Annotated in this window: 12 protein-coding genes, 3 pseudogenes and 2 CRISPR repeat arrays; of the genes and pseudogenes, 10 read left to right on the top strand and 5 right to left on the bottom strand. The window is 55.8% G+C overall.

Features of this window, described 5'->3' with window-relative positions; all coding sequences use genetic code 11:
• Positions 1-72: 72 nt before the first annotated feature.
• Positions 73-767, bottom strand: a protein-coding gene (locus AC1M2H_RS05790; RefSeq protein ID WP_480148370.1) for an IS1 family transposase whose coding sequence is annotated in 2 segments (ribosomal slippage) — positions 73-521 and positions 521-767 — 696 coding nt in all. Because the reading frame shifts where the segments join, the coding sequence is not laid out codon by codon here.
• Between the two features lie 59 nt (positions 768-826).
• Here AC1M2H_RS05790 and AC1M2H_RS05795 point away from each other — a divergent pair.
• From AC1M2H_RS05795 to tnpC, 7 genes and pseudogenes are all read left to right on the top strand, one after another.
• A pseudogene (locus AC1M2H_RS05795) lies at positions 827-925 on the top strand (type I-E CRISPR-associated endonuclease Cas1e); the annotation flags it as partial.
• 2 nt (positions 926-927) lie between these two features.
• Positions 928-1,221: a type I-E CRISPR-associated endoribonuclease Cas2e gene (gene cas2e, locus AC1M2H_RS05800; protein ID WP_480150651.1), complete on the top strand. Its 294-nt coding sequence runs from the start codon at positions 928-930 to the stop codon at positions 1,219-1,221.
• Between the two features lie 84 nt (positions 1,222-1,305).
• A CRISPR array of direct repeats spans positions 1,306-2,492; the repeat unit is 29 nt; unit sequence GTGTTCCCCGCGCCAGCGGGGATAAACCG.
• Between the two features lie 65 nt (positions 2,493-2,557).
• Entirely contained in the window at positions 2,558-3,175 is a 618-nt protein-coding gene (gene tnpA / locus AC1M2H_RS05805; protein WP_480152313.1) for an IS66-like element accessory protein TnpA, read from the top strand.
• Entirely contained in the window at positions 3,172-3,519 is a 348-nt protein-coding gene (gene tnpB, locus AC1M2H_RS05810) for an IS66 family insertion sequence element accessory protein TnpB (RefSeq protein WP_480150653.1), read from the top strand. Before tnpA ends, tnpB begins: the two co-directional genes overlap by 4 nt.
• 19 nt (positions 3,520-3,538) lie before the next feature.
• A pseudogene (locus tag AC1M2H_RS05815) lies at positions 3,539-4,012 on the top strand (transposase domain-containing protein); the annotation flags it as partial.
• A gap of 15 nt (positions 4,013-4,027) precedes the next feature.
• Positions 4,028-5,214 (top strand): IS3 family transposase gene (locus tag AC1M2H_RS05820; RefSeq protein ID WP_480151852.1). Its coding sequence is split into 2 segments (ribosomal slippage): positions 4,028-4,304 and positions 4,304-5,214, totalling 1,188 coding nucleotides; the frame shifts between segments, so codons are not numbered across the junction.
• A 5-nt stretch (positions 5,215-5,219) separates the two neighbouring features.
• Positions 5,220-6,323: pseudogene (tnpC, locus tag AC1M2H_RS05825) on the top strand (IS66 family transposase); the annotation flags it as partial.
• Positions 6,324-6,539: 216 nt separating this feature from the next.
• On the opposite strand, the gene AC1M2H_RS05830 reads toward tnpC, so the two are convergent.
• From AC1M2H_RS05830 to AC1M2H_RS05840, 3 genes are read right to left on the bottom strand one after another with little or no spacing between them, the layout of a single operon-like run.
• Positions 6,540-7,088: a flavodoxin family protein gene (locus AC1M2H_RS05830; protein WP_480150654.1), complete on the bottom strand. Its 549-nt coding sequence runs from the start codon at positions 7,086-7,088 to the stop codon at positions 6,540-6,542.
• 25 nt (positions 7,089-7,113) lie between these two features.
• On the bottom strand, positions 7,114-7,542 hold the full coding sequence (locus AC1M2H_RS05835; protein WP_480150655.1) for a DoxX family protein: 429 nt from the start codon (positions 7,540-7,542) through the stop codon (positions 7,114-7,116).
• A gap of 15 nt (positions 7,543-7,557) precedes the next feature.
• Positions 7,558-7,974, bottom strand: a complete 417-nt coding sequence (locus AC1M2H_RS05840; RefSeq protein WP_480150656.1) for a MoaF-related domain-containing protein — start codon at positions 7,972-7,974, stop codon at positions 7,558-7,560.
• Between the two features lie 155 nt (positions 7,975-8,129).
• Here AC1M2H_RS05840 and AC1M2H_RS05845 point away from each other — a divergent pair, with 155 nt between their 5' ends.
• Positions 8,130-8,519 (top strand): winged helix-turn-helix transcriptional regulator, encoded by a 390-nt coding sequence (locus AC1M2H_RS05845; RefSeq protein ID WP_480150657.1) that lies wholly within the window; start codon positions 8,130-8,132, stop codon positions 8,517-8,519.
• A gap of 101 nt (positions 8,520-8,620) precedes the next feature.
• Positions 8,621-9,076: a CRISPR direct-repeat array (repeat unit 29 nt; unit sequence GTGTTCCCCGCGGCAGCGGGGATAAACCG).
• 121 nt (positions 9,077-9,197) lie between these two features.
• Here the strand turns inward: AC1M2H_RS05845 and AC1M2H_RS05850 are convergent.
• Positions 9,198-10,241, bottom strand: coding sequence for an aminopeptidase (locus AC1M2H_RS05850; protein WP_480150658.1), 1,044 nt, complete (start codon positions 10,239-10,241; stop codon positions 9,198-9,200).
• Positions 10,242-10,488: 247 nt separating this feature from the next.
• On the opposite strand from AC1M2H_RS05850, the gene cysG reads away from it, so the two are divergent.
• Positions 10,489-11,895 (top strand): siroheme synthase CysG, encoded by a 1,407-nt coding sequence (gene cysG, locus AC1M2H_RS05855; protein ID WP_480151853.1) that lies wholly within the window; start codon positions 10,489-10,491, stop codon positions 11,893-11,895.
• A gap of 32 nt (positions 11,896-11,927) precedes the next feature.
• Positions 11,928-12,836 carry a sulfate adenylyltransferase subunit CysD gene (gene cysD, locus AC1M2H_RS05860; protein WP_464415167.1) on the top strand — a complete coding sequence of 303 codons (909 nt, stop codon included), beginning with the start codon at positions 11,928-11,930 and terminating at the stop codon, positions 12,834-12,836.
• The last annotated feature ends 4 nt before the right edge of the window (positions 12,837-12,840 follow it).

The raw sequence follows: 12,840 nt of genomic DNA on the forward strand, positions 1-12,840 counted from the left end.
TAGTATGCTTTGCTTTTTGGATTTCTGATGGCAAAGATTGATGTGGTATGCCCACGTTGGTAATGCCTCCAATCAGTAGAACATGTACTTTTCGATGAAGGCACCGATGACCTTTTCGTGCAATTCGATGGAACGTGAAAAACATATTGTTTTGCGTGCCAGCCGCTTGATACGGGTTCGCAGCGTCAGATTGTTTCGCTCAATGCGCTGTGTGAAAATTTTACCAGTCAGATGTATCTCCTTCGGCACCTCTCTGGCATAACTGCCCCAGTTATCGCTGGTAATCATGCCGATGCTAAAGGGCGTCAACAGGGCCAACAGTTCCCGACATGTCTCATCGGTACGTGGGCCGAAAGTATAAGCCAGTACGCCACCCGTTTTGGTATTGTAAGCATACCAGAGCCAGTGCTGCCGGGCTTTACTGCCAACAAAGCCCCACTGCTCATCAAGCTCGCAGATGAGTGCCACATCGGCATGAGCGACAGGAGAAGCGGTTATCCGGGACGGCGAGAGCTTTTTAATGTCCGTATGACGGTATTGATACCGACCTTAAGAACTCTGGCGGTATCGCGGACGCCGGCACCGTTGTGTGCCAGTTCAACTATCTGTTCTTTTACACCGGGTTTTCTGGCTTCACAGGTATAAGCCAGCTGAAAAACGCGGCGACATGACCGGCAACGAAAGCGCTCGTGCCCGGAACAGCTGTGCCCATGGCGATAAACAGAATCGGAATGGCAACGAGGACAATGAACAGTAACGGTAGCCATAGAAAGCCCTAAATACCAGTAGCATATCATGGTTTTCTATCGATTGAAGGCATTACCCCGCGGGGGAAATTCAACCTCCAACTCCACCTGAAGATTCACAACCCGTTGCGATCCCGCTTCCTGTCTCTTTGGGAGATTCAGGCCATCGGAGTAGCTGAAGATGAGCATGCTGGTTGTTGTGACTGAAAATGTACCACCGCGACTGCGAGGAAGACTGGCAGTCTGGCTTCTGGAGGTCCGCGCTGGGGTTTATGTTGGCGATGTGTCGACCAAAGTTCGCGAGATGATATGGCAACAAGTCACAGCTTTGGCGCAAGAGGGAAATGTCGTGATGGTATGGGCAACAAATACTGAATCAGGATTTGAGTTTCAGACTTTTGGTGAAAACCGACGTATTCCGGTAGACCTGGATGGCTTGAGACTAGTGTCATTTTTACCCATTAAAATTCAATAAGTTAGTGTTCTTTAAAAATACGAAAAAGTTGGTGGGATTTTGTGTGTTGAAAAAAGTCTTTTAGTTCAGTTGTATAGGATAAGAGTGTTCCCCGCGCCAGCGGGGATAAACCCCTTGTGGTATCAGAGAAAGGCGGTGACGGTAAGTGTTCCCCGCGCCAGCGGGGATAAACCGAATGCGCGGCAGGCTTTCTGCTAGTTCCCGCAGTGTTCCCCGCGCCAGCGGGGATAAACCGCGCCATCGACTTTAGGCTCCACCTGAGCTTTGGTGTTCCCCGCGCCAGCGGGGATAAACCGGCGACGGCGGTTAAGGCCGGGAGCAAGACCCGGTGTTCCCCGCGCCAGCGGGGATAAACCGTCTGAGTGTGACAGCGCAGCTGCTATACGCGGGTGTTCCCCGCGCCAGCGGGGATAAACCAGGGATTGGCGCAGTAATTCCCAATCTTCTGACGTGTTCCCCGCGCCAGCGGGGATAAACCGCGCCACTGGCGGTAGCCATTGGTAGCAGTGAGGTGTTCCCCGCGCCAGCGGGGATAAACCGGTATCCATCCAGAGCAGGGTGCCGCCGTCATAGTGTTCCCCGCGCCAGCGGGGATAAACCGACTGTTTTTGCCGGCGTCGAGGCTCCGGATATGTGTTCCCCGCGCCAGCGGGGATAAACCGCGTGCTCGCACCTGGGCATGGCTTGGATTGGAGTGTTCCCCGCGCCAGCGGGGATAAACTGCCATACGGCTATGCGCGCTGACCGAGCCGCAGGTGTTCCCCGCGCCAGCGGGGATAAACCGAGAGTGCGCTGACGTGCTGGGGCTATACGAAGTGTTCCCCGCGCCAGCGGGGATAAACCGGATTAACGGATGGAATTCATCCTCCCACCCTTGTGTTCCCCGCGCCAGCGGGGATAAACCGCCGACAATTTCGCCCGTGTTACCTTGATTCCTGTGTTCCCCGCGCCAGCGGGGATAAACCGTCATGCCATGCCCGTGGTCTGCACTGGGATGTGTGTTCCCCGCGCCAGCGGGGATAAACCGGCAGACATGAAACTGGGTGCTGATACCTCGGCGTGTTCCCCGCGCTAGCGGGGATAAACCGGAAACCCCATTAGAGAATCCTCCCCATATTCAGTGTTCCCCGCGCTAGCGGGGATAAACAGCCAAAATCACTGCGAATTGTTCAGCTGTCGGCGTGTTCCCCGCGCTAGCGGGGATAAACCGATGCGCATCACCGGCACGGTGACCACTTCACGGTGTTCCCCGCGCTAGCGGGGATAAACGTAAGCGGCTCATACAGGCCGTCTTTAATTTTTGCCCGTGTTTCCTACCATGGACACTTTCGCGAACATGGACACTACCGTGGACAAAAATACGCCATACTCCAGAAGGCCCTGGATCACTGCTGCACTCAGCCTGCGGTTTAACGACGCACTGACTTACCGTGAAATCGCTGAGCAACTGAGCATCAGTACCTCCGCTACGCATAAAATGTTCAAGCGTTTTCGCCGCACGGGTATCAACTGGCCGTTGCCAGAGGATTACACGCCTGAGCGCCTCGAAGAGGAACTTTATGCCTTTAATCTTGAAACAAATCTTCCTGTCAAAAAACGCCGCCCGGACTGGCCACTGGAGTTCAAAATCCGCATGGCGGAGCTGAGCCTGCAGCCGGGGGCCTGTGTGGCAGAACTGGCGCGGGAACATGGCGTTAACGATAACCTGGTGTTTAACTGGCGTAATCTTCATCGACAGGGACTGCTGGACCCTGCCAGCAGGGCCGCTCTCATTCCGGTCACCGTGGAGCCGCTTTCGCCGCCATCCAGACACAACGGGGCCGTATCATCAGACCAGCCACCGGTCATCAGTTGTAAGCTGACACTGCCGGGCGGCAGCCTGAGCCTGACCGGGCCACTGACGCCGGAGCTGCTGCGTGCACTGGTCAGCGAACTCAGGGAGGGTAAGGCATGATTAACTTTCCGGCTGGCTCGCGCATCTGGCTGGTCGCCGGCGTGACAGATATGCGCTGCAGCTTCAACGGGCTGGCGGTGAAAGTGCAGAACACGCTGAGCACGGACCCGTTCAGCGGGCACCTGTTTATCTTCCGCGGCCGGCGTGGTGACATGATAAAGGTGCTGTGGGCTGACCGTGACGGTCTGTGCCTGTTCACCAAAAGGCTGGAACGGGGGCGCTTCGTGTGGCCGGTGACCCGCGACGGAAAAGTCCACCTGACGCCCGCACAGCTGGGAATGCTGCTGGAAGGCATTAACTGGAAACACCCGCAGCGGACGGAACGCCCTGGAATACGCATATAAGCTGCTGTAAAGTGATGGTATGGACACCCCGAACCCTGATGAAAATGCCCGGCTCAGGGCACTGTTGCAGGAGCAGCAGAACACCCTCCGCCAGATGACGGAGTATAACCGCCTCCTCTCACAGCGGGTGGCGGCGTACGCCAGCGAGATAAACCGGCTGAAGGCGCTGGTCGCGAAACTGCAGCGCATGCAGTTCGGCAAGAGCTCTGAAAAGCTGCGTGAGAAAACGGCACGTCAGGTGCGCGAAGCTGAAGAACGCATCAGCGCTCTGCAGGAAGAGATGGCGGAAGTTCTGGGTGAGCAGCATGATCCGGAGTTGCCTCAGCCGCTGCGCCAGTCTTCCGCCCGTAAACCTCTGCCTGCCTCGCTTCCCCGAGAAACCCGCATTCTGCCGCCTGCCGAAACCGCCTGTCCGGCGTGCGGCGGTAACCTCAGCCCGCTGAGCTGCGACGTGTCGGAGCAGCTGGAGCTTATCAGCAGCGCCTTTAAGGTTTGCTGTGGTCGAATAATCAGGACACTAAACTTACATCCAAAATGGAGGTGTTTAGTGAATCAGAAGCGAAAGTTTACGCCAGAATTTAAGAAGGAAACGGTGGCCCTGGTGCTGACGCAAAATTACTCCATTGCGCGTGCCGCAACTTCTTTGGGGATCAGCGCCAAAACATTGCGCAGTTGGGTCGCCGCCGCGCGCCAGCGCCATGAAAGTCCGCTTAGTGAAGATGAACAAGCTGAACTCCGAAGGCTACGTCTAGAAAACAAAGAGTTACGCATTGAGAAGGAAATATTAAAAAAGGCGAGCGCCTTCTTTGCGAAGCACATGTCGTGAGATACCAGTTTATCCTCGATAACGCAGGTAATTACAGGCTACGGACGCTTTGTCGCGTGATGCGCATTAGCCCGTCCGCATGGTATGCCTGGCGAAAAAAGCCGATAGCCTGCCCGTCGAAAGATACCGCAGTCAGGGTGATGCTCAAGGCGTTATTCTCTGCCAGTCGGGAAAGTGCCGGGAGCCGAACGCTGGTTAAAAAGCTCCGTGAAGAAGGCGTCACCATAAGTCGTTGGCGCGTTAGAAAAATCATGAGCGAAGAGGGACTTCTCTGCCGGCAACGCCGTGCCTGGAAGGTCACAACGAAACCGAAGAAAGGGGCTGATTTTGCACCAAATCTGTTGAATCAGAACTTCAATCCTCCCGGACCGGACCAGATATGGGTGAGTGATATTACGTATCTGAAAACGGGTGAAGGCTGGTTGTACCTGGCTGCGATCATGGATTTATATTCCCGCCGGATCGTCGGTTGGCACATTGACAAGAGAATGACATCGTCGCTGGTTTGCCGGGCTCTCATGCAGGCTTACAACCTGCGCAATCCACCGACAGGGCTGGTCGTCCATACCGATCGTGGAGCGCAGTATACCAGCAAGCGCTTCCAAACGCAGTTAACCAGTTACGGACTCAGAAGCAGCATGGGAGATGTTGGCGCCTGCTGGGATAACGCGGTAATGGAGCGTTTTTGGGGCAGTTTGAAACATGAATGGGTGCTGTTGATCCCGCAGCAGACGCGGGCAGGTATGAAACGTGATGTTGCAGACTATATGCGTTATTACAATCTTGACAGAAACCATGCTTCGAATGGGTATTTATCGCCAGTGCGATATGAACAGATGGCTGAGAAAAAAGTGTCCTGTTTAACTTGACCAGATCAGTTATCGAAACACAGCGGCCGAAGCTGGCCTGCTGCAAGTGTGACCATATCGTTCAGACCCCGATGCCCTCCAAACCCATTGAGCGCAGCTATGCCAGCCCCGGTCTGCTGGCCCGAATCGTCACGGCGAAGTTCGCAGAACATACGCCGCATTATCGTCAGTCAGAGATATACCGTCGTCAGGGCGTGGAGCTGAGCCGGGCCACGCTGGGGAGATGGTCCGGGGCGGTAAGTGAACTGCTGGAGCCGATGTATGACCTGCTGAAACAGTACGTGCTGATGCCGGGCAAAGTGCATACCGACGATATCCCGGTACCGGTTCAGGAGCCGGGCAGCGGAAAAACCCGTACGGCCCGGCTGTGGGTGTACGTGCGGGATGACCGCAACGCGGGGTCACAGCTTCCGCCCGCGGTCTGGTTCGCGTACTCACCGGACAGAAAAGGCGTTCATCCGCAGCATCACCTTGCCGGGTACAGCGGTATCCTGCAGGCAGATGCTTACGGTGGCTACAACGCGCTGTACGAAGACGGAGTTATCACGGAAGCGGCCTGCATGGCGCATGCAAGGCGGAAAATCCACGACGTTCACGTCCGTACACCAACGGATATCACCACCGAAGCGCTGAAGCGCATCGGCGAGCTGTACGCCATCGAGGCGGAAATACGCGGCAGCCCCGCAGATGAACGGCTGGCGGCAAGGAAAGAGAAAACCATCCCGCTGATGCAGTCACTGTACGACTGGATACAGGTGCAGATGACGGTGCTGTCACGCCACTCGGATACGGCGAAGGCATTCGCGTACCTGCTTAAGCAGTGGGATGCGCTGAACCTGTACTGCCGTAACGGATGGGTGGAAATCGACAACAATATCGCAGAGAACGCTCTTCGTGGCGTAGCACTGGGCCGGAAAAACTGGCTGTTCGCAGGTTCGGATGCGGGCGGGGAGCGAGCAGCGGTACTGTACTCGTTGCTCGGCACCTGCCGGCTGAACGGCGTGGAGCCAGAGGCGTGGCTGCGCTATGTGCTGGGGCATATCCAGGACTGGCCGGTGAACCGGCTGCGGGATCTGCTGCCGTGGAAAGCCGATCTCACATCTGCATAAGCGTCAATACGATCTGGGTGTGACGCTTATGATTAGATTATGTTCTATCAGCGAAATCTATCAGATGAAGTCTGATCTGATGCTCGTCTGCGTAAGCGTTAATAGGGTCTGTATGTGATGCTGACATTCATACCGGAAACGTAGCAGAAAAAAACGCCCGGCCAGGCGGTATCACCGCCAGGTCGGGCATACTCACAAACAAGTGGAAATTTCTGTTTAGTTAAACCGTCCGGTAATTGCCGCAACCCGTTCGCCAAATTTAACCGCAGTTTCCAGATCACCGGATGCAATTTTATCCGCGCCTGCATCTGAAGGTGACTGGACGAGAAGACCGACAGAACCACCCAGGTTATTAACATCCTCGCGAGTGGCTGATAACGTATTGGATGGCGGTAGTCCCAGACTTACCCAGATCCCACCATGCTGGGAGGCCAGTGTTTGCAGGTATTGCAGAGAAACCTGTTTGTCACCGTTCAGGCTGGCGCTGTTGCTGAATCCGGCAAAAATTTTATCCTGCCAGCCACGGGTGAACCAGACTTTGGAGGTGGCGTCCGCAAACTTTTTGAACTGCCACGGTACACTACCCATATAGGTAGGCGCACCAAAGATAATGGCCTTCGCATCATTCAGTTTTTGCCAGTCACTCTCCTGAATGTCGCCATATTCATCAACGGCAATCAACTCAGCCTGAGCACCTGATGCCACTTTTTCTGCCACGCGCTTTGTATGACCATAACCGGAATAATAAACTACTACGATACTCATGAAATATCTCCTTGATTAAATTGGACTATTCATTTCCGGATGGCAGACGGTATTTACCCGCGCCCAGAAACATAATGCACAATCCGCCTATGAAATAGAGTGCTTCGTTTTCAAGCCCCCAGGCTCCTACTTTGGTAATCGTGAAAAATTTCCCCATACCAACCAGTAACGTGGCAATCAGAATATTGAACGCATAAACGAATGCCGCAGGCCGGGTGAACCAGCCGAGAATGATAAAGACTGGCGCGATAATCTCACCGATAAATACGCCATAAGCAATAAATCCGGGAAGTCCTCTGGCTTCCAGCAGACCAGAAATCCAGTCAACACCGTGGCTTATTTTAGCCACGCCGTGGAATATCACTAATATTCCAAACGTGAGCCGCAGTAAAAGCCTCCCGAAATCTGGATGATTCGTATACTGGCTAAATGCAGAATTAAACCGATTTAACATTTTCTGTTTCTCTTTTTATTTCTTTATTTCAGTCAGTGTACCTTTCCGGCGGGAAGCTGAGCCGTCCGGTAAGAAGATATTGGTATAAGCAATTCCGTTACGGAAATCATCCACATGGACCACATGCTGACCCGCACGGCGTGACCAGTAGATCATATATACGTCATTCCCCATCGGCGTTACGGTAATCGGCACCGTAGCCGTGTTTTTGCCATCGGGTGACGTAAAGTGCATTTCATGGGCTGAAGGGAAATCAAGCCGGAATTTCTGATCGCCAAAATCGACGTTATAAGATTTCCCGAGTGGGGAAAATTCAGCATCGGTAGCCTGTGGCACTCTGTGCGGATCAGTTTCCTGTGCCACAGTAACGCCGGAAAATCCGACAGTGACGGCAGCAACCAGTATGGCCGGGAGCAGTTTGTTACGTAACATGGTATTTCCTCGCGTCAGAACTTTTGCCATTTTTGGCCTCTTAGTATCAAATAGAAACTGCGGCCTATTTATACACATGATCTTCAGATCAAGGAATAAGGCACCCTAATGCCACCAGGTATCACTAATGAAACCTGAGAGGAGAAGCTATCGTTATGACTAATATGCATTTTACTTACGATGTTTATGATGATCGTTGTCCCACGCGCGATGTGCTGGCCCGGCTGGCCGACAAATGGGCGTTACTTATTCTTGGTCGTCTGGAGCGCGGCCCAGCCCGGTTCAATGCCCTGCGGCGTGATATCAGGGGCATCACCCAGAAAATGTTGACCCAGACACTGCGCAAACTGGAACGGGATGGGCTTGTCTCACGCGAGGTTTATGCAACTGTGCCGGTGACGGTGGAGTACAGCCTGACTCCTCTGGGTCAGACGCTGACCGAAACCGTTACGGTCGTCGCTCGTTGGGTGGAAAACAATATGGATGCCATGCTCGCAGCGCAGGCAAGCTGGGATGCGGCCATAACCGGCGGCGCGACCCGCTGACGTTGAAGGCGTATCTCACATCTACATAAGCGTCAATACGGTCTGGATGAGACGCTTACGGATAAACCGGCGAACAGGAATATAACGTTCGCCTGGCTGCAGTGTTCCCCGCGCTAGCGGGGATAAACCGCGCGATGGTCTTGCTGACGGTAAAACCGACGTGTGTTCCCCGCGCCAGCGGGGATAAACCGCCTGGCATGTACGTAACGGCCGGCTGGTAGTCGTGTTCCCCGTGCCAGCGGGGATAAACCGACATGTCGGTCGATGACTTGATGGCGGATATCGTGTTCCCCGCGGCAGCGGGGATAAACCGGCGGGCTGAACGTGGATGCCTCGTTCTGGAATGTGTTCCCCGCGGCAGCGGGGATAAACCGAGAATTTTAAAATGGCGACTTTGCTGGCTACGGTGTTCCCCGCGGTAGCGGGGATAAACCGTTCCGGACTCCTGTTTCCGGCAGTGGATTAAAGTGTTCCCCGCGTCAGCGGGGATAAACCGGATACGGACTTTAAAGTCTGGCTTGGGATCATGTGTTCCCCGCGTCAGCGGGGATAAACCATTCACGATATCCATTACCAACTCGTTATCTTATGTTCTCCACCCCTGCGGATATAAACCGCAGTGTGCATTACTGCCAGATAACGTAGGAACGTACTCTTACTACAGCAGCAAAACACCAGCTAGCCGCGCTTATCGGCCTTCGCCAGCTCTTTTACCAGCGGCAGCATCACCTTGACGACGTCGCGGCTGCGGCGTTCGATACGGCCGGGCAGCGCCTTGTCGATATGCTGCTGATTATCCAGCTGAACGTTGTGCCAGCTTGAGCCGTCAGGGAAGGCGGGGGATTTTGCCCGCTGCTGGAAACCATCTTTCTTACCGAGCGACCAGTTGGTGGCTTCTACCGACAGCACCGGGATCCCGGCGCTGTCAAAAACGCTGGCGTCGTTACAGCAGCCGGTGCCCTGCGGATAGTCGCGGTTCAGTCCTGGATTACTGAAAGCGGCAACTCCTTTGCTACGCGCGATGGCCAGCGCCCGGTCGCGGGTGAGCTTGCGAATCGGCGCCGGCGTGCTGCGGCCGCTATTAAAATAGAGCTTGTCGCCGACCACCAGGTTATCGAGGTTGATCACCAGCAGGGTGTTTTTCTTCTCCTCGTCGCTCATCCGCTGCAGCAGATTCTGCGCCCCGAGACGCCCCTCCTCTTCACCGCTGGAAGCGATAAAGCGAATCCCATAATGGGTGGGCACGTTTTTGAGTCGTTCGGCCAGCTCCAGCATCACGCCAAGGCCAAGGGCATTATCGTCGATCCCCTGCAGGGTCAGGCCGCCGAGGTTCTTTTCCACGTCGCTATCGCTCATGGGCGCGTAGGTGTCGAGATGCGCCATGATGATGATCTGCTGGCGCGCCTTGCCCTCGTGGGCGGCAATGACCGTGCTGCCGGTAACGTTTTGCCAGTTCTGCCGCTGATTTTTGGTGGTGTAGATATAGCGCGTATGAAAGCTGCGGATATCGCTCTGGTAGCCCATCTGCGCGAACTGCTGACGCAGGTAGTCCGCCGACAGCATCTCTGCGGGCGAGCCGGTCATTCTTCCGGGGAAAACAGTCGCGATATGACGAGCCTGCGTATTGGCGGTTTCGCCCATAGCGCTAAAAGCCGGGGCGGAGAAGACAAAACCTGCGCCAAGCGCCAGTGGAAGCAGGCGGCGGCACAACGCGGAAAACATATGAGGGTCCTTACGGCAACATAACAATTTGACCCGCTTAGTATGAAACTGTGACCGGGCTTAAACAATTTCATTTGCTCTTAAATAGCGGAAAAGTCGCATGTTAAGCACTTTTTGAACTTTGCTTTCCCATGCCGTTATTCCTTTGAGTAACAACTCATTCCATTTCGTAATTTCATTTGCTCTAAGCGGCACCCTATAGTCGCACCATGACTGATTGTAAGCGAGTTGTTGCAGCGTGGATTATTTGCCCCTATTTGCCGAACTAAAAGAGCGGCCGGTGCTGGTTATCGGCGGCGGCGAGATTGCCGAGCGCAAGATAATGTTTCTGCGTCGGGCTGGGGCGAAGGTGCAGGTTGTGGCCGCTGCGCTATCCGATGAGCTTGCGGAACAGGTCGAGCGCCGGGAAATCGCGTGGCGCGCGCAAGCGTTTCAGGAACAGCAGATCGATGACGTTTTCCTGGTGATTGCCGCCACCGAAGACGACGCGCTGAACCAGCGGGTTTCCGCCGCGGCGAACGCCCGTTTCCGTTTGGTTAACGTGGTGGACAATCAGCCGCTCTGCTCGGCGGTCTTTCCCTCCATTGTCGATCGCTCCCCGCTGCTGGTGGCGATCTTTTCCGGCGGAACGGCGCCGGTTCTGTCGCGGCTGATCCGCGAAAAAATTGAAGCGCTGCTGCCGAGCAATCTCGGACGCGTTGCCGAAGCAGCGGGTGGCTGGCGGCAGCATATTAAAACCCATCTGACCACCACCGCGGCGCGGCGTCGTTTCTGGGAGCGCGTTTTCAACGGCCGCTTTGCCAGCCTGATGATTGCCGGTGATAAAGCCGCCGCGAATAAGGCGCTGGAGGAGGAGCTTTATCGGCCGGAAAAGCGGCTGGGTGAAATCATCCTGGTCGGCGCCGGGCCGGGTGACGCGGGGCTCCTGACCCTGCGCGGCCTGCAGGCCGTTCAGCGGGCGGACGTGGTGTTTTACGATCATCTGGTTACGCCGGAGATTCGCGAGCTGGTGCGCCGCGACGCGGAGATGATCTGCGTTGGCAAACGCGCCGGCGAGCATTCGGTGCCGCAGCACGAAACCAATCGGATGCTGGTCGAGGCGGCGAAAGAGGGCAAAACCGTGGTGCGCCTGAAGGGCGGCGATCCGTTTATTTTCGGCCGCGGCGGCGAGGAGCTGCAGGCGGCAGCGGCAGCGGGAATATCGTTTCAGGTTGTCCCCGGCGTGACCGCAGCTGCGGGCGCGACGGCCTATGCCGGAATTCCGCTGACCCACCGCGATTATGCGCAGAGCGTGACCTTTGTCACCGGCCACTATAAGGCTGACAGCGATTCGCTCGACTGGGCGCTGCTGGCGCAGAGCCGGCAAACGCTGGCTATCTATATGGGCACGATGAAGGCGGCGGTCATCAGCGCTCAGCTCATCGCCCACGGGCGCGACGGAAGTACGCCGGTAGCGGTTATCTCTCGCGGCACCCGCGCCGATCAGCAAACGACGGTCGGCACGTTAGAACAACTGGAACAGCTGGCGAAAGACGCCCCGATGCCGGCCCTGCTGGTGGTGGGTGAGGTGGTGCAATTACATCAGCAGCTCGCCTGGTTTCAACATACAACGAACGCAGAAGGCTTTGGCTCTTCTGTGGTCAATCTGGCTTAGGCCCGGTGCAACAGGCTTTATAAGGAACGGTAATGGACCAAAAACGACTCACTCACCTGCGACAACTGGAGGCGGAAAGCATCCATATCATTCGCGAGGTGGCCGCCGAATTCTCCAATCCGGTGATGATGTACTCCATCGGCAAAGATTCCAGCGTGATGCTGCACCTGGCGCGTAAAGCGTTCTATCCGGGAACCCTGCCGTTCCCGCTGCTGCACGTGGATACCGGCTGGAAATTCCGTGAGATGTACGAGTTCCGTGACCGCACCGCGAAGGCCTACGGCTGCGAGCTGCTGGTGCACAAAAACCCGGAAGGGGTGGCGATGGGCATTAACCCGTTTGTCCACGGCAGCGCCAAGCATACCGACATCATGAAGACCGAAGGCCTCAAGCAGGCGCTGAATAAATATGGCTTCGATGCCGCGTTCGGCGGCGCCCGCCGCGACGAGGAGAAGTCCCGCGCCAAAGAGCGGATCTACTCCTTCCGCGACCGCTTCCACCGCTGGGATCCGAAAAATCAGCGCCCGGAGCTGTGGCACAACTATAACGGCCAGATTAACAAAGGCGAAAGCATCCGCGTATTCCCGCTCTCCAACTGGACCGAGCTGGATATCTGGCAGTACATCTACCTGGAAAATATCGAAATCGTGCCGCTGTACCTGGCGGCAGAGCGCCCGGTTCTGGAACGTGACGGCATGCTGATGATGATCGATGACGATCGCATCGACCTGCAGCCGGGCGAGGTTATCAAACGGCAGATGGTGCGTTTTCGCACCCTTGGCTGCTGGCCGCTGACCGGCGCGGTGGAGTCCAACGCGCAAACGCTGCCGGAAATTATTGAAGAGATGCTGGTCTCCACTACCAGCGAACGTCAGGGCCGCATGATTGACCGCGACCAGGCAGGCTCGATGGAGCTGAAGAAACGTCAGGGGTATTTCTAAGGAG

This window comes from Klebsiella sp. F11, from assembly GCF_056712265.1.